At 64.9% G+C, this 18,948-nt stretch carries 20 protein-coding genes; 10 read left to right on the top strand and 10 right to left on the bottom strand.

Going from position 1 to position 18,948, the window contains the following annotated elements; all coding sequences use genetic code 11:
• On the bottom strand, positions 1–1,203 hold the full coding sequence (locus tag KZ498_RS10920) for an extracellular solute-binding protein (RefSeq protein ID WP_312618830.1): 1,203 nt from the start codon (positions 1,201–1,203) through the stop codon (positions 1–3).
• A 37-nt stretch (positions 1,204–1,240) separates the two neighbouring features.
• Positions 1,241–2,404, bottom strand: a complete 1,164-nt coding sequence (locus KZ498_RS10915; RefSeq protein WP_312618829.1) for an alpha-1 4-glucan-protein synthase — start codon at positions 2,402–2,404, stop codon at positions 1,241–1,243.
• Positions 2,405–2,623: 219 nt separating this feature from the next.
• Between KZ498_RS10915 and KZ498_RS10910 the strand changes: the two genes are divergently transcribed.
• From KZ498_RS10910 to KZ498_RS10900, 3 genes are read left to right on the top strand one after another with little or no spacing between them, the layout of a single operon-like run.
• Complete coding sequence (locus KZ498_RS10910) at positions 2,624–3,367, top strand: beta-ketoacyl-ACP reductase (protein ID WP_312618828.1); 744 nt, start codon at positions 2,624–2,626, stop codon at positions 3,365–3,367.
• 1 nt (position 3,368) lies between these two features.
• Positions 3,369–4,949: an acyl-CoA carboxylase subunit beta gene (locus KZ498_RS10905; protein WP_312618827.1), complete on the top strand. Its 1,581-nt coding sequence runs from the start codon at positions 3,369–3,371 to the stop codon at positions 4,947–4,949.
• A gap of 1 nt (position 4,950) precedes the next feature.
• The gene (locus KZ498_RS10900) at positions 4,951–5,262 is read left to right on the top strand and encodes a hypothetical protein (protein ID WP_312618826.1); all 312 of its coding nucleotides are present in this window, start codon (positions 4,951–4,953) and stop codon (positions 5,260–5,262) included.
• Here KZ498_RS10900 and KZ498_RS10895 read toward each other — a convergent pair.
• Positions 5,259–5,444, bottom strand: a complete 186-nt coding sequence (locus KZ498_RS10895) for a hypothetical protein (RefSeq protein WP_312618825.1) — start codon at positions 5,442–5,444, stop codon at positions 5,259–5,261. The genes KZ498_RS10900 and KZ498_RS10895 overlap by 4 nt on opposite strands.
• Positions 5,445–5,585: 141 nt before the next feature.
• Between KZ498_RS10895 and KZ498_RS10890 the strand changes: the two genes are divergently transcribed.
• The 4 genes from KZ498_RS10890 to KZ498_RS10875 all read left to right on the top strand — a co-directional run bounded on the left by KZ498_RS10890 (position 5,586) and on the right by KZ498_RS10875 (position 9,158).
• Positions 5,586–6,731 (top strand): ABC transporter substrate-binding protein, encoded by a 1,146-nt coding sequence (locus KZ498_RS10890; protein WP_312618824.1) that lies wholly within the window; start codon positions 5,586–5,588, stop codon positions 6,729–6,731.
• A gap of 6 nt (positions 6,732–6,737) precedes the next feature.
• Positions 6,738–7,565: a hypothetical protein gene (locus KZ498_RS10885; protein WP_312618823.1), complete on the top strand. Its 828-nt coding sequence runs from the start codon at positions 6,738–6,740 to the stop codon at positions 7,563–7,565.
• Between the two features lie 64 nt (positions 7,566–7,629).
• Positions 7,630–8,781 carry a thiolase C-terminal domain-containing protein gene (locus KZ498_RS10880; RefSeq protein ID WP_312618822.1) on the top strand — a complete coding sequence of 384 codons (1,152 nt, stop codon included), beginning with the start codon at positions 7,630–7,632 and terminating at the stop codon, positions 8,779–8,781.
• Positions 8,778–9,158, top strand: a complete 381-nt coding sequence (locus KZ498_RS10875) for a nucleic acid-binding protein (RefSeq protein ID WP_312618821.1) — start codon at positions 8,778–8,780, stop codon at positions 9,156–9,158. The genes KZ498_RS10880 and KZ498_RS10875 overlap by 4 nt, the downstream gene beginning before the upstream one ends.
• On the opposite strand, the gene KZ498_RS10870 is transcribed toward KZ498_RS10875, so the two are convergent.
• From KZ498_RS10870 to KZ498_RS10860, 3 genes are all read right to left on the bottom strand, one after another.
• Positions 9,159–10,730: a 5'-nucleotidase C-terminal domain-containing protein gene (locus KZ498_RS10870; RefSeq protein ID WP_312618820.1), complete on the bottom strand. Its 1,572-nt coding sequence runs from the start codon at positions 10,728–10,730 to the stop codon at positions 9,159–9,161.
• A gap of 96 nt (positions 10,731–10,826) precedes the next feature.
• Positions 10,827–11,306, bottom strand: coding sequence for an HTH domain-containing protein (locus KZ498_RS10865; RefSeq protein WP_312618819.1), 480 nt, complete (start codon positions 11,304–11,306; stop codon positions 10,827–10,829).
• 79 nt (positions 11,307–11,385) lie between these two features.
• Positions 11,386–11,970 carry a hypothetical protein gene (locus tag KZ498_RS10860; RefSeq protein ID WP_312618818.1) on the bottom strand — a complete coding sequence of 195 codons (585 nt, stop codon included), beginning with the start codon at positions 11,968–11,970 and terminating at the stop codon, positions 11,386–11,388.
• Between the two features lie 141 nt (positions 11,971–12,111).
• Between KZ498_RS10860 and KZ498_RS10855 the strand changes: the two genes are divergently transcribed.
• Complete coding sequence (locus KZ498_RS10855) at positions 12,112–12,261, top strand: hypothetical protein (protein ID WP_312618817.1); 150 nt, start codon at positions 12,112–12,114, stop codon at positions 12,259–12,261.
• Positions 12,262–12,397: 136 nt separating this feature from the next.
• Here KZ498_RS10855 and dpsA read toward each other — a convergent pair whose 3' ends face one another.
• Positions 12,398–12,931: a DNA starvation/stationary phase protection protein DpsA gene (gene dpsA / locus KZ498_RS10850; protein WP_312618816.1), complete on the bottom strand. Its 534-nt coding sequence runs from the start codon at positions 12,929–12,931 to the stop codon at positions 12,398–12,400.
• Between the two features lie 181 nt (positions 12,932–13,112).
• A complete protein-coding gene (locus KZ498_RS10845; protein WP_312618814.1) occupies positions 13,113–13,502 on the bottom strand; it encodes a hypothetical protein in 390 nt (129 codons plus the stop codon).
• A 133-nt stretch (positions 13,503–13,635) separates the two neighbouring features.
• Between KZ498_RS10845 and acs the strand changes: the two genes are divergently transcribed.
• A complete protein-coding gene (acs, locus tag KZ498_RS10840; RefSeq protein ID WP_312618812.1) occupies positions 13,636–15,741 on the top strand; it encodes an acetate--CoA ligase alpha subunit in 2,106 nt (701 codons plus the stop codon).
• Complete coding sequence (locus KZ498_RS10835; protein ID WP_312618810.1) at positions 15,738–16,814, top strand: phosphotransacetylase family protein; 1,077 nt, start codon at positions 15,738–15,740, stop codon at positions 16,812–16,814. Before acs ends, KZ498_RS10835 begins: the two co-directional genes overlap by 4 nt.
• A 198-nt stretch (positions 16,815–17,012) precedes the next feature.
• Here KZ498_RS10835 and bioD read toward each other — a convergent pair whose 3' ends face one another.
• Both bioD and KZ498_RS10825 read right to left on the bottom strand, forming a co-directional pair.
• Positions 17,013–17,747 carry a dethiobiotin synthase gene (gene bioD / locus KZ498_RS10830; RefSeq protein ID WP_312618809.1) on the bottom strand — a complete coding sequence of 245 codons (735 nt, stop codon included), beginning with the start codon at positions 17,745–17,747 and terminating at the stop codon, positions 17,013–17,015.
• Positions 17,744–18,946 (bottom strand): 8-amino-7-oxononanoate synthase, encoded by a 1,203-nt coding sequence (locus tag KZ498_RS10825; protein ID WP_312618807.1) that lies wholly within the window; start codon positions 18,944–18,946, stop codon positions 17,744–17,746. Before KZ498_RS10825 ends, bioD begins: the two co-directional genes overlap by 4 nt.
• Between the last annotated feature and the right edge of the window lie 2 nt (positions 18,947–18,948).

The following is an 18,948-nucleotide window of genomic DNA, read 5'->3' as shown; positions in this document are numbered from 1 at the left end:
TTAGAGGACGCCTGCGTCCCGAAGTAGGTCAACGGTTCCGGCCACGTCGGCCAGTTCGGTCAGGTTGATGTCCGGCGGGTTCAGCTCGTCGATGCGCGGCAGGTCGCCGACCGGTGCGACGCCCGGAATCATGGGATACGCGAACGTCCGGGTGGCGAAGAACTCCTGGGCCTCCGCCGAGAGGACGTGCCGGACGAAGTTCGCTGCCAGTTCCGCGTTGTCGGTCCCGTCGATGATTTCCAGGCCCGAGACGTTGACGAGCGCGCCGGCGTCGCCCTCGGTGAACGCGAGGCCGATAGGCGCGTTCTCCCGGGCGGACTGGACCCGAAGCGTGTAGTAGTGGTTGGCGAAGCCGGCGGTGAGTTCACCGTCGGCGCAGGCGTTCGAGACGCGGAACTCGTCAGCGTAGGTCTCGATGCCGTGGTCCTGCATCGCCTGGAGCCACGCCCGCGTCTCGTCGTCGCCGCGGATGAGCCGCATCGCGGTGACAAAGGACTGGAACGCGCCGTAACTGGGGGCCCAGCCCATGCTGTTTCCGAGCGCCGCCGTCTCGGGGAACTCCCGGACCGTCGACGGGATGTCGGACTCGGATATCTGGTTCGTGTTGTACGGAATCGCCCGGGCGCGGCCGGCGATGCCCACCCAGCGGCCTTCGCTGTCCTGGTACGCCTCGGGGACTGTCGAAAGGGCTTCTTCGGGGAGGCTCGCGGTCGCGCCGGCGTTTGCCACCGCGCCGAGCGAACCGGCGTCGATGGACATGAACACGTCGGCGGGACTGGCGCCGGCCTCGTTTTCCTCGATGATGGTGTTCGCGAGGTCGCTGGAGGCTTCGAGCCGGTGGTTCGCCGAGAAGTCCGGGTACAACTGTTCGAATAGATTGATGAGGTCGAGGTAGAGGCCGCCCTCGCCACCGCCGAGATACAGCGTCAGTTCGCCGCTGAGGTCCGGCAGTTCCTCGATGGAGGTCCCGCCGGGGGCGTCCCGCTGTGCCACCAGTGGGCCGGAGCCACGGAAGTCGGACAGTGAAATCTGTCCGGCTCCAGCACCAGCCCCGCTGTCGCTTCCCCCGTCACTGCCGGCGCCACCGCTGAGAAGACCGGAGCAGCCTGCCATCGCTGTCGCGGCCGTTGCGCCGCCGAGAGCGAGGAAGCGACGACGCGAATGCGGTACGTTGCGTCCTGTCGTGTCGTTAGAATCACTCATTGTTTGATTTAGGGTTGCCTAAACAACTTAGGCCTTTCTAGTCGTCGGCGGCTGCGGGAACCTGTCCCGTCGTGGCGGCCTCCAGTTCGTCGAGACAGCCCAGCCAGTCGAGCATGAACTCGCCGCAGTAGTTGAGGAAGGCACCGTTTTCCCAGTCGCTGAAATCGCCGTCGGCCATCGCCGCCGCGATGGCCTCGAACACCTCGGCGTAGGAGTCGGCGTCCGAGCCGGCGTCGTCCACGATCTCCCAGACGTGCTCGTTGAGTTCCAGCCCGTGGACCTCGTTGGTCAGGTCCGAGAACGTCGAGCGGGGGGCCTTGTTGTGCTCACACAGCGGGTCGCCGTTGTATATCTGCTTGCCCAGCACGTCACAGGCCCGCTTGAGGACGACGCCCGACCAGATGTCGTCGAAGCGGCCCACGTCCCACTCGTTGTCGTCCATCGGGAGCTGGTAGAACGCCGGGATGACCTCGCGGCGGAAGGCGAGGTTCATCGAGCAGACGGTGAGGTACTGGCCCTCGGCGGCGACGAAGTCATCGCCGAAGTCCTCGGCAGTAGTGCGGGTCTGGGCCTGGCCCCGGAGGTCGCCGTCCATCAGGATGCGGACGGCGTCGAGGTCCGGTACGTTCGTCCACAGGCCCTGCGAGGCGACCACGTCGTCGACCTCGGTGGTCTCGGTCTCGACCGTCTCGTCCATCGCGGCGTAGGGGTATCCACGCGGGTAGAGGCCGTGGTCGTCCTCGTTCTGATAGAGGACGTTGACCCACTGCTCGTCGGAGCGGACCGTCTCGACCTCGCCCTCGTAGGCGAGATTCTCCATGTGCGTGCCGAAGAAGTCCGCGTCCTCGTGGGGGAGCGTGTCGTCGTCGATGAACACGCCGTACTCGTAGCCGTTGGCCCACATGTAGAGGAGGCCAAACGACGTCTGGGCGTGGCTCGCCTCGGGGATGAGATGCGAATACTCGCTCGCGCCGTGGTTCTCGAACCACGCCTCGCGGCCGGCCCCGTCGTAGACGGCCCCGTCGACGCCCTCCTCGTCGAGCATCCGTTCCATCGCGTCGGTGTCACAGAAGTCCTCGGTGATGAGCACCACGAACAACCGGTCAAGGTCGAATCCGTGTTCCCGGGCGTTCTCGAAGTACGAGCGCATGCACTCGTGGTTTCGAATCGTCGGCACCATCACGCAGATGTCGGCTGTCATGTACTGCCTCCACCTCTTTAGGCCATCCTAAAAAATTTGGCGTTCTCCGTCTTATTTCCCTCGTGAATCCTTTTCCATACTGTCATTTTCTGTGAAGGTGGATTGTCATTATATTTTAAATCTGGTATTTAATGTTGTATTAGGAGAACTGTTAATTGGCTGTGCTTTGCCAGATAAGGTGATGAGCGTACGAAGCAACAGGGCTCCCCTCAACTACAAATGAACCTGGATAATCAGACCTGTGTCGTCACCGGGTCCTCGCGCGGTATCGGCCGCGGAATCGCCAAAGACCTCGGTGCCCACGGGGCCAACGTCGTTGTCAACTACCGTTCCTCGGAGGCGGAAGCCCGTGCCGTCGTCGAGGACGTCCGCGAAAGCGGCGGCACCGCTATCGCGGCACAGGCCGACGTGGCGAAGCTAGACGAGGTCCGGGCGATGCGTGAGAAGGTGGCCGACGAGTTCGGACCCACGGACGTGCTCGTCAACAACGCCGGAATCACCATCGACAAGAAGTTCGAGAACATGACCCGGGAGGACTGGGAGACGGTTATCGACGTCAATCTCGGCGGCGTGTTCAACGGGACGAAGGCTTTCTACGACGACATCCGCGAGTCCGACCACGGCCGACTGATAAATATCTCAAGCGTTGTGGGCCAGCAGGGCAACATCGGACAGGCCAACTACGCGACGACGAAGTCGGGCCTGTTCGGCTTTACCCGGACGCTCGCGCTCGAACTGGCACACACGGGCTCGACCGCGAACTGCGTCGCGCCGGGGTTCGTCAAGACGGACATGCTGGATGAGGTGCCCGAACGCGTCCAGGAGAAGATTCTGCGGGAGATTCCACTCGACCGGTTCGCACGCGTCGAGGACATCGCCGGCATCGTCAGGTTCGTCGCCAGCGAAGAATCGAGTTACATGACGGGACAGGTACTCGGCGTCAACGGCGGCATGGAGTGGTAACATGAGTCAACAGGAAGAACCAGAAGACGAGACCGAGACACCTGACGCGGTCGAGGAGTTGCGACAGAAACGGGCCGCGGCAGAACTCGGTGGCGGCGAGGCCCGTATCGAAGCACAACACGAGAAGGGCAAGATGACCGCCCGCGAGCGCATCGACTTCCTCGTCGACGACGGCACGTTCAACGAGGTCGACCCGTTCGTCGAGCACCGGTCGACGAACTTCGGCATGGAGGAGAAGCGCTTCGCCGGCGACGCGGTCGTCACCGGTTACGGGTCGGTCGACGGCCGGAAGGTGTTCCTGTTCGCCCACGACTTCACCGTGCTTGGCGGGTCAGTCGGCGAGGTCGTCGCCGACAAGATCTGCAAAGTGATGGACAGGGCCATCGAGAACGGCGTCCCGGTCATCGGACTCAACGACTCCGGCGGCGCACGTATCCAGGAGGGCGTCGACTCGCTGGTCGGGTTCGCCAAGATATTCGAGCGCAACACGAAGGCCAGCGGACTCATCCCCCAAATATCCGCGATTATGGGGCCGTGCGCGGGCGGGGCCACCTACAGTCCGGCGCTGACCGATTTCACCTTCATGGTGCAAGACACCAGCCACATGTTCATCACCGGGCCGGACGTCATCGAGACGGTGACCGGCGAACAGGTGTCGAAAGAGGAACTCGGCGGCGCGGGCTCCCACTCCACCAAATCCGGCGTCGCTCACTTTTCGTACCCTTCAGAGGAGGAGGCCCTGGAGAACATCCGCCGCCTCCTGTCGTATCTCCCGGCGAACAACATGGAGGACCCGCCGCGGGTCAAGCCCTGGGACGACCCCGACAGGGAACTGCCCGGCGTGACCGACATCGTCCCGTCGGCGCCGCGCAAGCCCTACGACATGACGAAGGTCATCGACGCCATCGTAGACGAGGACTCCTTTTTCGAGGTGCACGGCAACTGGGCGCGCAACGTCGTCGTTGGCTTCTCGCGGATGGACGGCCAGTCGGTCGGCGTCGTCGCCAACCAGCCTCGCGTGAGCGCGGGGACGCTCGACATCGATGCGGCGGAGAAGGCGGCCCGGTTCGTCCGGTTCTGTGACTCCTTTAACATCCCCATCCTCACGCTCGTCGACGTGCCCGGGTTCATGCCCGGCACCGACCAGGAGCACAACGGCATCATCCGCCGGGGGGCGAAGCTGATCTACGCCTACGCCGAGGCGACGGTGCCGCTGCTGTCTGTCGTCGTGCGGAAGGCCTACGGCGGCGCGTACATCGTCATGTCCTCGAAGTTCCTGGGCAGCGACGTGAACTACGCCTGGCCCGGCTCGGAGATGGCGGTGCTGGGCCCGCGGGGAGCGGTCAACATCCTCTATCGGAAGGACATCGCGAACGCAGACGACCCGGACGCCAGGCGGCAGGAGCTGATGGACGAGTTCCGCGACGAGTTCGCCAACCCGTACGGGCCGGCGAAACGGGGCTACCTCGACGACGTCATCGAGCCGAAGGACACGCGCAAGCGGCTCATCCAGGACCTTGACCTCCTGCAGCGCAAGCGCGAGGACACCCCGCCGAAAGACCACGGCAACATCCCACTGTAAGATGGCGACACGCGACACGTCAGCGCCGAACGCGGAGACAGCCCCCGCCGCTGACAGCACAGAACCCGAGGAGCTGTCGCTGTCGGTCCCGGCCGACGCCTCACAGGCCGAGGCGGCAGCTATCACCACCGCGGTCGGCGCTCACCTAACCGACCGCAAGCGGGCCGCGGTGGCACCGTCACAGCGTCCCACGGTCGAGTACGCCGACGAGTGGACGCTGGCCGGACGGCTGGCGAGTGTCGGGAAACGCCGCCGCCCGGACAACGTCGAACGGGGCGAGGAGTGGAAGGCGGCGGCGCGGGCGCGGTACTAGCCGTCGGTGAACTCCTGCAGTACTTCGAGGTCGCGGGCGGTTCGCATGAACTCCGACAGTGGGCGCTCGGTCCCGCAGTCGTCACAGACGAACTGCGTCTCCGGGGCCGAGAGGTCGGACACGCGCTCTTCCCAGTCAGCTGAACACGCCGGACATCGCAGTTGTAGCCAGGCCTCCTGCATATCCGGGTGTGATTAGCACACACAGATATATCTTGTGTGGATTTTCAGTCCCGGAGACTGTGGTACCGGTCGCCGGTTCGAGATGTTTTGGCCCGCCTAAATATGGGAAGATTTAAATTAATTAGGCGAGCCTAAACCGACGTGAACCGACGAGAGTACATCGTCGCGACCGGCGTCGGGCTGGCAGGCGTCGTCGCCGGCTGTTCAGGCCAGTCAGACCCCGAACGCGGCGGCGACGGCGCGACTGACGACACGACGGAGTCGACCGCAACAGCGACCACGGAGTCGACGGACTCGGCCTATGCCGTCTCGATGGAGCCGGTGGGCGAGGTCTCCTTCGAGTCAGTGCCAGAGGTCTGGGTCGCTAACAACGGGAGCTGGGCCGATATGGGAGTTGCGCTCGGCCTCGACCCACCGGAAGGGGTCTGGTTGCCGTCGCGGTATCACACCCAGTACTACGACGAGATTCCGGGCGTCAGCGTCGACGGTAGTTCGATCCGGGAACTGTGGGGCGACAGCGGCGTCGGCAAGGAGCAGTTCTACGAGATGGACGCCGACGTCCACGTCATGGACCCGAACTTCCTGACGAGTCGGGGGTCCTGGGACCAGTCCGATATCGACGAAATCGAGTCCCGGATCGCCCCGTTTTTCGGTAACAGCATCTTCTCGACCGGCTACGAGTGGCACGACTACACCTACTATTCGCTGTACGAAGCCTTCGAGAAACTATCCCAGGCGTTCCGGCGGACTGACCGCTTCGACGCGTTCCAGGCGCTCCACGAGGAGTTCCAGACGACCCTGGAGGACGTCGTTCCGGACTCGGCGTCCGAACGGCCGGAAGTAGCCATCGTGTGGGCCGGCAGTGACGAGCCCACCAGCTTCTCGCCGTACCTCATCGAGGACGGGACCAGCTTCAAGCAGTGGCGGGACCTGCGGGTGCACGACGCGTTCGCGGAGACCGGCGTCAGGGACTTCCACTCCGATCGGAGCGAGGTGGACTTCGAGACCCTGCTGGACATCGATCCGGAGTACCTGCTCCTGCGCGGACATGAGAACAAGGCGCAGGCGGAGTTCGAGGACACGGTCGTCCGCTCCCTCGAAGCGGACTCGACCGGACGGGAACTGACGGCGGTACAGAACGGGAACGTGTACCGCGGTGGCTCGCTGTACCAGGGCCCGATAACGAACCTGGTCCTCACGGACCGGGCGACGTCGCAGGTGTACGGCGTCGACCGGGACCTGTTCGACCGCCAGCGCGTCGCCGATATCGTCGCCGGGGACCTGTAGGTGACCATGGTCGGACGAACACTCGCGGACATCCGTGACAGGCTCTCGGCACTCGGCGTCGCTGTCGGCCCGTACCGCGTCGTGAGCGCACGGACGGGCACGCCGCCGTTCCCGGTGGCGGGGATGCAGTTCCCGGACCGCGAGACGGCCGCCGAAGCGGCCAGCGTGGCGACGGCCTACCGGAGTGCGCTCCGGCGCTATGACCCACGTGTCACCGTTCACGGCCTCATCGTCTGTGAAGCGCCGTGGGGGACCGACGCCGTCGGGACTGGGGCCTCGTCACTCCCGGAGTACTGTCACGCTGTCGCCGGGGCGCTGTTCGAGGCGCTGTCGGGCCGCCATCGGTCCGTCGAGCGAGCAGTCATCGACAGCTACCTCGACGCGGCCGAGGAGACCGAGGACCGCGAGCGACTCTGTCTGGCGATGCTCGAAAGCATGGCCGAGGCGCTCGCGGACCACCTCGACCCGGCGGTACAGGCGGACACGCTCCGGGAAGCCGCCGGACAGCTACCGGGAAAGCCAAGCGGGCCCGAACCGGTCCGGGACGCCCTCTCCGACCTCGAAGCGGCGGGTCTGGTCGACGAGACGGCAATCGACCCCGCAGCCGCCGACGTTGGCCGTCGTCCGAGATATATCACATTACGGAACTATCGCCCGACGCTGTCGGCCCTCCGCTGTCCGGTGTTGCCGATCGCCGTCGAGCTGTTGCGACGGACGGGAATCACGCCACAGATGGCAGACGGGGAGCGGACTGCGGACGGCTGGCGGCTGCTCGTCTCACTGGCCGGCGACCGGCCCGCCGAGGGAATGTCGGTCGTCACGACGACTGCCTGAACATTCCGCTCGTTCTATAGGTCAGACCGTAATACATACACGATACCCCTGTGACGGCACAGGTATGGGAGTCGCAGTAATCGGCGCGTCCATGACGAAATTCGGGCAACGCGACGCCTGGATCCGCGAGTTACTCTCGCAGGCCGGCGAGGAGTGTCTCACGGACGCCGGCGTCGCGTCCAAGGAGGTAGAGCACCTGTACGTCTCGAACATGGCAAGCGGGGAGTTCGAGGGTCAGACGGGAATCATGAACATGCTCGCTCACGACCTGGGCGTGCTCCCGGCCTACAGCGAGCGGGTCGACCAGACCTCGTCCTCGGGGGGGGCCGGTATCTACGAGGCCTGGCAATCGGTCGCCAGCGGTGCCAGCGAGATGACGCTGCTGGTCGGCGGCGAGAAGATGACCCACAAGACGACGGGCCAGGCGACCGACATCATCGCCTCGATTTCCCACCCCGACGAGTACAAACACGGCGTGACGCTCCCGTCGTTTGCCGGGATGACCGCCCGACACTATCTGGAGCGGTTCGACGCCCCGCGGGAATCGCTCGCTCGGGTCGCGGTCAAGAACCACAGGAACGGCGTGGACAACCCCAAGGCGCAGTTCCAGAAGGAGATTACGATGGAGACGGCGCTTGAGTCGCCCATCATCGCGGACCCGCTGCGGCTGTATGACTTCTGTCCGATTACGGACGGCAGCGCCGCGCTCATGTTCACGACAGAAGAACGAGCCAGGGAGATAAGCGACGAGTACGCCCTCGTCTCCGGCATCGGCGGGGCGACCGACACCCACGTCGTCCACGAGCGCGACGACCCGACGGTCATGGGCGGGGTCGTCGAGTCGAGCGAGCAGGCCTACGAGATGGCCGGCCTCGGCCCGGACGACCTCGACGTGGCCGAGCTACACGACATGTTCACTATTCTGGAGTTCCTCCAGCTGGAAGGCATCGGGGTCGCCGAACAGGGAACGGCCTGGGAGTTAGCGATGGAGGGCGCGACTGCCAAGGACGGCGAGTTGCCGATCAACACCTCCGGTGGCCTCAAGTCCAAGGGCCATCCGCTGGGGGCAAGCGGCGTCGCTCAGGGCGTCGAGATCTACGAACAGCTCGTCGGTGGGGCCGGGCCGCGGCAGGTCGAGGCCGACACCGCACTGGCGTGTAACGTCGGCGGGTTCGGAAACTGTGTCATCACCACCATCATGGAGGCCGCAGAATGACGCTGGAAGCCGGACTGTGCCCGAACGGTCACGTCTCGTACCCCACGCACCCCCGCTGTCCGGAGTGTGGCGAACCACAGGAGGAGACCTTCGACCTCTCGGAGAGGACCGGCGAGGTCGTCACCTGGACCCATTCGACGGCGACGCCGCCGGGCGTTCGCCAGCCCAACACGCTGGCTATCGTCGAGTTCGACATCACGGACGTCTCCGGTGCGAGCGACGAGTTCGTCCGCGCGCTCGGACAGGTGACAACGGACGATGTCCAAACCGGCGACACAGTCGAACCCGTCTACGTCGAGGAGCTCCGGGACCCCGACGTGGGTATCAAGGTACCCGAGAGCCAGGACTGGGACGGCTACCGCTGGGACCCGGTCTGATCAGCTCTCCCCGCCCTGTCTGGTGATGCGGCCCTCCGTCGTCGGCGAAATCGTCCCCTGTGCTTCGATGGTCTTTATCACGAGGTCGGAGAGGAGCGCTCCCTCGTTCGACGAGACGAGGACGGTTGCGTCACTGAGCATGCTGTAGCCGTCGCCGCCCCCGGAGACGAAGTCGTTGGTTGCGAGCGTGTACGTCGCTTCCGGGTCGATCGGGTCGCCACCGGCAGTCGCCTCGACGATTCGGTCACCGCCCTCCGCGGTCGGGTCGTAGGTGTAGGTGATACCGCTCACCTGCGGGAACCGCCCGGCCCCCTCCTCGACGCGGCTGACGCCGTTTTCCAGCGCCGCGAGCAGTGTCTCGCCGGTGACCTCCAGTTCGACCACGTTGTTCGGGAACGGGAGGATGTCGACGACGACGCGGCGCGTAATCTCGACCGGATTGTCCTCGCTCGCGTCCTCGAAGTACAGCCTGTCGGTCCGAATACCGCCGCCGTTCATCAGCGCAGTGTCGGCCTCGACGTCGGCCCGAATCGTATCAGCGACGAAGTTCCCCATGTTCGACTCGCGTGCCCGGACGACTGACTGCCTGGTGTCGAGCGGCTGGGTGGTTTCCCCGATGACGACGTCGAGTTGCCGTTCCAGCTGCGTCTCGTAGTGGTTCTGGACGAGTTTGACGAACGGGTCCGTTCCGGCGGACGACGCGCCGACGTCGTGCAGTGCGAACTCGTGGCCCGTGACGCCGTCTCCGTCGATACCGAGCGCCAACTCCCCGATGTACTCGTACTCGTCGCCGACGAACGAGAGGACGGTGTCGTTGACCACCGCCGGCTCTTCGAGTACCGACGCGGCGTGGTCCCCGATGATGGCGTCGACACCGTCGACGTCCTCTGCAACGGTTCGAGCGGTTTCGCCGGCGAGATGGGAGAGCACGATGGTCGCGTCAGCGCCGTCGGACTGCATCCGCTCTGTCACGTCCTGCAGCGCCGACGCCGGCTCCAGTACCTCGGTGTTCTCCCCGATAGAGGTTATCGCGGGAGCTTCCGGCGTTATCAGACCGGTGATACCCAGCGTCGCGTCCCCGACGTCGGTGAGGACGTACTGCTGTGCGCCCTGGTCGGCGGCGAACACGTCCCCGTCCTCGCGGACGTTTGCACTGACCCACGTGAACAGACTGTCGGACACCCGCTCGCGGAGGGTCTCCGGCCCCATGTCGAAGTCGTGGTTGCCATACGTATCGAAGTCCAGCCCGCCGGCGTTGAACGTCGACACGACGTGTCGCCCGTCGAACACCGCAGACAGGACCGACGACGCCAGGTCGTCACCGTTGCCGACCCGGAGCGTGGTGTCCGCGCTCTCGGTGATATCGTTCATCAGCCCGAAGTAGCGGGAGACGCTCAGGTCCGGAGCGGAGGCGTTGGTGAACCGCCCGTGGACGTGGGTGTCGTGGAGGAACGTGACAGTGGTTCCGTCGGTCTGGAGCGCGCCGCTGGCGGTCGCTGAGCCGACTGCGAGGCTGCCGAGGATGGACGCACCGGTTCCGAGCAGGTCGCGACGTGTCACCTGATATGTCATATCAGTAAAACATATCTGTTGAACAGAACTTGATGGTTTGTGTCGCGGCAATTGTACAGGTGGGGCTAGAGAGGCGGTTCGCGGTGCGCTGACGGTCTATGCGGTTGAGACAGTTGTCGAAGAGGTGTCCGGCACAGTCCCCGTCTCGGCGAGTTCCGCGATGCATTCCCCCACGGATTCCGTACGGCCCGCGTCGGCGAAGGGGGCGACCTGCACGAGGTCGCCGTCCTCGTAGACCGCGAGACAGACGGCCGGCATGACGAGTTCCCGGCGCTTCTCGCCCGTCGTGGAGCTGTAACAGAGCCGGGTGTCGAAAAACGGCGCGAGGCAGACACCGGCCTCGCGGGCCCAGTCCGCGAACTCGTTGTACAGGTCCCGTTCGGCCCCGTTCCCGGGTCCCTGCAGCGGGACGCGTTTCTCCCATTCGACTGTCTCGACGCCGTCGAGTACGTCACGGCACACCAGCTCCTGTAGCTCACATTCGATAGCGTTGCAGTGCTTCTGTGACGGCGCAGGGAGGTCAGACCGGACGAACAGGGTCGCCCGACGACCGCCCGGAGCGGTAGAGCTGGACATCGGTACCCGTATCTAGACCTGTTCAATAATAAATCATTATGTTTGATATAACATAACTTTCACACCGCACTGGAGTTCTTTACTCCTCGTCGTTCCCGTCCCCGTTTTCGTTGTCGGCGTCGCTCGTGTCAGAACCGTTGATATCGTCCTTAATCGACCGTAACTCGGCATCTACGTCCACGGGAACGTCAGTAACCTGGTCGGGTTCGGCGTCCGCACTTGCCGCTGTTTCATCAGTCAGCCTATCCTGTATCTGTCGTCGTAATTGTTGGGCTTCCTGAATGAGTTCGCGGGCCTCCTCGTCTTCGGGTGTCCCTTCGACAGCCTGCTGGAGGTCCGTCAGCGCTCCGTCGAGACGGGAGAGCGTGGCCCGGCTCAGGTCACTCGCACGCTGTCGCACTTCATTGGAGGCGGAGCCGGTTGCAGTCGGCCGCCCCTCGGCCATGCGGAGAGCACGCCTGAGAATCTTCAGCGCCTCGATGTTGGTCTTCAGGACGAGAATGATAGCGGGAATCGTCACGTCGCTGGTGAACCGAAGGAGCTCACCGGGCGTGGGCGGCCGCGGCAGGCCGCTGTCGGTCGTGGGCTCGACCTCCGTCTCTAGCTCCTGTAGCGTCGTGACGAGGTCCGTAATCAGGGCGGTAAGGTCGTCGTCCGAACTCATGTCTCTCTCTTGTCGCCTCGGGTACTAAAGGCCGCGCCGTCCCGGCGGACCTTTCGACTCCGTTGTCGGAGCAGGGCCCGTGTCCACGGATGATTAGGCTTACCAAAACTCTTTTAGCTTTAGGGGTGCCTAACTCAGGTAATGCCATCACAGACGGACGATGCCGAGACCTCCGAGGACCGCCCGGACGTTGCAGCACTGGACAGCGGTGCTGACAGGACCGTGTTCACCGAAGACGGAAACCGCGACGGCTGGATTTCGACCGACATAACTGTCGACCTCCGACGGTAGTCCGTTCGCCCGCCCCCGCATCGCCCCCTTTTCGGTTCTTCAACTACTTTCTTCTGGAACGGTTCACATCACGCTGTTTGCAAGGTAGCGACGCTACCGAACCCGGAAAAACTGAGAGAGAGTGCGGTACAGCGAGTCAGTCCAGCACGAGCGTGTCGTCTTCGAGGTAGTGCTCGATGTGGTGGGCGTCTTCCTCGGTCTGGACGATGATTTCACGCAGGATCTGTGCCGTGGCGTGGTCACCGAGGTTCTCCGCGAGGTCGATGTGGTCACGGAGCGACTCGATGATGTCGCCGTACATCTCGAGGTCGTTTTCGAGCGACGTCCGGATGTCGTACACGTCCTGGCCTTCCGGCTCGACCGACGCGTGCTCTTCCTGTGCCTTGCCGCCGGCGACGGGTGTGCCACCGAGGGCCTGGGCCCGCTCTGCGAGTTCGTCGGCTGCCTCTTCGGCGTGGCCGGCGGCGTCGCCGAGGAACAGGTGGAGGTCGCGGAACTCGGCGCCCTCGACGTTCCAGTGGTGCTTCTTGACCTGATGATACAGTGTGTACGTGTCAGCCAGGTCCTGATTCAGCGCGTTGATTACCTGCTCGGACTTCTCCGTATCGAGACGGAGTTCGTTCTCTTCGACGGCTCCGAACTCGCGTCGCACGTGCTCTTGAGTTGCCATAGTCATCTCATTGTACACATGGGAGCCACTTAAAGATTGTTTTGTGAAAATTTGTTTTCGGGAACCCAAAAAAATATATTCTAAGATAGAACAGCCGATTACCTGAGCGGAAATATTCTCCGCTATTGACAATCGTAACTCCGGCCGATTCTCCGGCGCCTGATATAAAAAGGAACGGGCGCTACGACGGGGAGGGTCGGGAAGCGACAAGCGCGACGGCGTCCGCGTCGATGTCGCTGCTGTCGACGGCTGTTTCGCGGAGGACCTGCTCCTGGTGGACTGCGACCACTGCCGCGAGCAGGTAGTCGTCGATGCCGAGATGTGCGCCGTACTCCTGCCAGACGGATTCTCTGACAGCCATGAAGAACGTCTCGGGCGTGCGATGCAACACTGCGTCGTCGAACCGCTTTCGCCACTCGTAGACGAGGTCCTCGACGCCCGGGTTCTCACGCATCGTTCGCTGGTGGTCGGCGAGCGCGGACCGCAACTGTTCCTCGTCGACGCTGTTCGTCCCCGCAACCGCGCGGATCACTTCGTCGTCAAACGGTGCCAGAAGCGTTGCTTCGTCCATCGGAAGCGGCTACGGCGGTGACGGACAAAAACGTCGCCACACCGAAACTGCGGTAATGAATCGTCTATATTCCCGCCCGCTGGGAGTTCCCCACAGCTATATTCCGACGCCACTGTAACCTTCGAATAGAGGCATGGGACGATTATCGACGTTATTTGCGCCGGAACGTGTCGCAGTGGTCGGGGCGACCGATTCGGAGGGGTCAGTCGGTCACGCGGTCACCACGAACCTGCTCGATTCGTTTACAGGGGAGGTCGTGGCCGTAAACCCGAACAAAGAGACAGTGCTTGGATTGCCGTGTTACGACAACCTCATCGACCTGGAAGACCCCGCGTCGGTCGACGTGGCCGTCGTCGTCGTGCCGCCGACGGTGGCGGTCGAGGTCATCGAGAACGCCGGGGAAGCGGGTATCGAGAACGTCGTCGTCATCACCGCCGGGTTCGGTGAGACCGGCAGCGACGGGGCCGAGCGCGAGCGGCGACTCCGCGAGGCGGCCCGCGAGTACGACCTGAATCTGGTCGGACCGAACAGCCTCGGCGTGATGTCGACCCCCGTCGGGCTCAACGCCACCTTCGGCAACGAGATGGCCAGTGACGGCGCCATCTCATTTATGAGCCAGTCGGGTGCGTTCATCACCGCCGTGCTGGACTGGGCCGCCGAGCGCGACGTCGGCTTCAAGGACATCGTGTCGCTGGGCAACAAGGCGGTGCTGGACGAGAGCGACTTCGTCGCCGAGTGGGGCGACGACCCCGGCACCGACGTCATTCTGGGCTATCTGGAGGATATCAACGACGGGTCCTCGTTCGTCCAGACAGCCCGGGAGGTCACACAGGAGACACCGATCGTGCTCGTCAAATCCGGCCGCACGGACGCGGGTGCGAGCGCGGCGGCCTCCCACACCGGTGCGATGGCCGGTTCGGAGCGGGCCTACGAAGCTGGCCTCGACAAGGCCGGAACGCTCCGCGTCGAGTCCGTCCAGGAACTGTTCGACTACGCACAGATTCTCGCCGGCCAGCCGCTCCCGGAGGGTGACGAGATCGCCATCGTCACCAACGCCGGCGGTCCCGGCGTGATGACGACCGACGCCGTCGGCGACTCGGGCCTGAAACTCGCCCAGTTCGGCGACGAGACGTTCTCCCGACTCCGCGAGGAGATGCCCGAGGAGGCCAACATCTACAACCCGGTCGACATCATCGGGGACGCCCCGGCGGAACGCTTCGAGACCGCGCTCGAAACGGTACTGGCGGACGACAGCGTCTCGATGGCCGTCGTCGTCGCCTGTCCGACGGCAGTGCTTTCCTTCGAGGAGCTCTCGGAGCGCGTCGTCGAACAGCAGGAGCGGTTCGGGAAACCCGTCGCGGCGACGCTGATGGGCGGGAAGTCAGTCGACGCCGGTGCGACGGTCTTGAGCGAGGCGGGCGTCCCGAACTACTTCGACCCGGCCCGCGCCGTTGGCAGTCTGGACGCTCTCAGACGCTACCGGGAGATCAAGGCGACCGAGTACGACGAGCCCACGACGTTCGACGTGGACCGCGAGCGGGCCCGCGAGGTGCTCGAATCCGGCGCCCGACGCGGGTCGAACCGGCTCGGCGTGGAAGCGATGGAACTGCTCGACGCCTACGGGATTCCGACGCCACAGGGCGAGGTCGTCTCCTCGCCCGTCGAAGCGGAGGCCGTCGCCGAGGAGATAGGCGACGACATAGTCATGAAAATCATCAGCCCGGACATCCTGCACAAGTCCGACATCGGCGGTGTCGAGGTCGGTGTCTCCATCGAGGACGTACGCGACACCTACGAGGACCTCGTCGTCAGGGCACGCAACTACCAGTCGGACGCGACGATTCTCGGCGTCCAGGTCCAGGAGATGGTCGACTTAGACAGCGGCGTCGAGACGATACTCGGGATGAACCGCGACCCGCAGTTCGGACCGCTGCTGTTGTTCGGTCTCGGCGGCATCTTCGTCGAGGTACTCGAAGACAACACGGTAAGCGTCGCCCCGGTCAGCGAGAGCGAGGCAGAGGGGATGCTCGACGATATCGACTCCGCGCCGCTGTTGCGCGGTGCCAGGGGCCGCGACCCCGTCGACGAGGCCACGCTGGTCGAGACCATCCAGCGGCTCTCGCAACTCGTCACTGACTTCCCCGCTATCGTCGAACTGGACATCAACCCCCTCGTCGCGACGCCCGACGGGGTGCAGGCGGTCGACCTGCGGCTGACCCTCGACCAGGAGCAACTATGACCGACACGAACACGCTACTCGTCACGTCAACGGAGGAAGGTATCGGCAAGACGGCAATCACGCTCGCGCTGGCGACCCGCGCCCACGACGCGGGCTACAGTGCCGGCTACATGAAACCGAAGGGGACGCGGCTCCGGAGCGCGGTCGGCAAGACACGGGACGAGGACCCGATGCTCGCCCGCGAACTGCTCGGCCTGGAGACCGACCTCCACGAGATGGAGCCCATCGTCTACTCCCCGACGTTCATCCAGGAGGCTATCCGCGGGCGCGAGGACCCCGACGAGCTCCGCGAGCGACTGCAGGAGAGCATCGAGACGTGTTCGGACGGGACCGACCTGCTCCTCGTCGAAGGGGCAAGCGACCTGGCGACCGGCAGTATCGTCGACCTCACGGACATCGACATCGCGGAACTGCTCGACGCCCGCGTGTTGCTCGTCACCGGGTACGACACGCCCAGTGACACGGACCAGATCCTGTCTGCGGCCCGGGCGATCGGCGACCGACTCGACGGCGTCCTGTTCAACGGCGTCACCGACGCGACGGTGGACGAACTCGCCGACGACGTGGTTCCGTTCCTCGAAAGCGAGGGGATTCCGGTCCACGGGATTTTGCCGCGAGACCGCTCGCTCGCCGGTGTCACCGTCGCCGACCTCGCGCGGAGTCTCGGCGCGGACATCCTCACCGGTGACGCCAACACCGACGTGCACGTCGAGCGGTTCAGCGTCGGCGCGATGAGCGGCAGCAGCGCACTCGAACGCTTCCGGCGGACGCGTGATGCCATCGTCGTGACCGGCGGCGACCGCTCGGAGGTCCAGACCGCGGCCCTCGAAGCGTCCGGCATCAAGGCGCTCCTTCTCACGGGTGGGTTCCAGCCTGCCAGTGCAGTCATCGGCCGGGCGGCCGAGAAAAACATTCCAGTGCTGTCAGTTCAATCGGACACGCGGACGACGATAGACAGAGTCGAGGAAGTCCTCCGCACCGGTCAGACGCGCAACGAGGCGACAGTCGACCGTATGCGGACGCTACTTGACGACGGCGTCGATATCGAGGCTCTCCTGTCAATAGAATTATAACACCGTCGTTTCGGCTGGGCGTTAGTCCGTTCCTAACGGAACACGAGCCCTTACAACGACGAAATCTCCAAATGAAACATGCCTTACTATTTTAGTGATTGATAGAGTAGTAACCCATGGAGCCTTACTGGCTCCGTAGTGTCACACGACGGGGGTTTGCCCCCGTTCCATCCCCTTGGTTCGGCTCTCTATCGACAGCTACCGCTCGACAGCCGGGCCTAAAATCGACACCGGGAGGTTCGTACTGACCCCGTCGACCACGCTGTCGGGCGACTCGGTGTCAAGCGGCGGGACGGGCCAGACGGCGCAGTCGGTCATTCGCTGGATGACTGCTGGATTCGTCCGTTCGGCGGTCGTCGCGCCCTCGTACTCGTTTACAACGACGCCGACGACGGGTACCCCCTGTCGGCGGAGCGCCCGGACAGTCAGCGCCGTATGGTTGAGCGTCCCCAGGCCCGAGCGGGCGACGACCAGAGCCGGAAGACCCACATCCGCGACGAGGTCGATGACCTCTCGACCGTCCGCGAGCGGGACGCGCAGGCCGCCGATTCCCTCGACGACAGCCGCCTCGCTCGTCGCCACGATATCGGTGACGCCGTCACGGATCTGCTCGTAGGAGAGCCTGACGTCGTCGTCCGATTCCCTCGCGGCCACTTCTGGGGCCAGCGGTGGCGACAACCGCTTCAGACAGACCGCGGCGTCCGCCGTACCACAGACGCCCTCGACGAACGCCGCGTCGTCGTCCGGCGGATACCCGGTCTGGCAGGGCTTGACGGCGACAGCCTCCGTCCCTTCCTCCCGCAGCCAGGCCGTCAGCCCGGCGGTCACGACCGTCTTGCCGACGCCGGTGTCGGTGCCGACGACGAAGACGCCGTCCTCAGCGATGCGGTCGGTCCCTCGCTCAGGGCCAGAGCCCGGCGTCGTATCACTCACAGCACGCCCACCTCCTCGCCGGCGGTTCGGAAGGCGTCGAGACACTGTGCGATGTCCTCGGCGGTGTGGGTCGCCGTCGGCGCGACCCGGATGCGGGCCGTGCCCTCCGGCACCGTCGGCGGTCTGATAGCCGGGGCGACGACGCCGTGGTCGCGCAATCGGTCGGCCAGTTCGAGGGCGTCCCCCCGGTCACCGACGACGACCGGGAGTATCTGTGTCTCGCCAAGCACCTCGTAGCCCATCGCCTCCAGGCCGTCCCGGAGCGTTGCGACGGTGTCCCAGAGTGCCGCCGCGCGGTCGGTTTCGCGGGCGACCCGTAGCGCCTCGCGGGCCGCCGCGGCGCTGGGCGGCGACAGCCCGGTCGAGAAGACGAACGACCGCGCGGCGTTCAACAGGTACTCCACGAGCGCCTCGTCGCCGGCGACGTAGCCGCCCTGACTCGCCAGGGCCTTCGAGAGGGTGCCCAGCTGCACGTCGACGCGGTCGCTCAGCCCCTCGCGCTGGACGAGGCCACCGCCGCCCTCGCCGAACAGCCCCGTCGCGTGTGCCTCGTCGACCATCAGCCACGCCCCGAACTCGTCGGCGACGTCACAGATGGCCGACAGCGGCGCGACATCCCCGTCCATCGAGAACACGGAGTCGGTGACGACGAGCCACCGCTCGTCCTCGTCCGCGCCGGCCGCTCGCCGTTCCATCTTCGCCCGCAAGTCGTCGGATTCGCAGTGGTCGTAGACGACCGTCTCGCTCGCCCCGACCCGGCAGCCGTCGATTATCGACGCGTGGTTCAGTTCGTCCGAAAAGACGACGTCGGGGGCCAGCGCGTCGATGGTCCCGATGTTGGCCGCGTAGCCCGACGAGAACACCAGGGCTCGCTCGGTCCCCTTGCAGGCCGCGAGGTCGCGCTCTAGCCCGCGGTGGACCCGCGTGTCGCCGGTGACCAGGCGCGAGGCCCCCGCGCCGGTGCCGACGGTCCGTGCGCCCAGTTCGGCCGCACACTGGACCCGGCCGTCGTCGGCCAGTCCGAGGTAGTTGTTCGAGGCGAAGACGACGGCCTCCTGGCCGAACTCCGCCGGGCCGCCTTTCGGGTCGTCGGCGAAGCGGGTCCGCGCCGAGACGGATTCGGCGACCTCCAGATGGCGGCGCAGGTCCTTCGCTTCGCGCTGTTCGAGTCTGCCGTCCAGATCGAAGCCGTGAGACATGA

It is taken from the genome of Haloarcula sp. 1CSR25-25 (assembly GCF_032027985.1).
In the GTDB taxonomy this organism is placed as follows: domain Archaea; phylum Halobacteriota; class Halobacteria; order Halobacteriales; family Haloarculaceae; genus Haloarcula.
The sequence above is the reverse complement of the archived record's forward strand: the minus strand, read 5'-3'. Positions and strand labels throughout refer to the sequence as shown.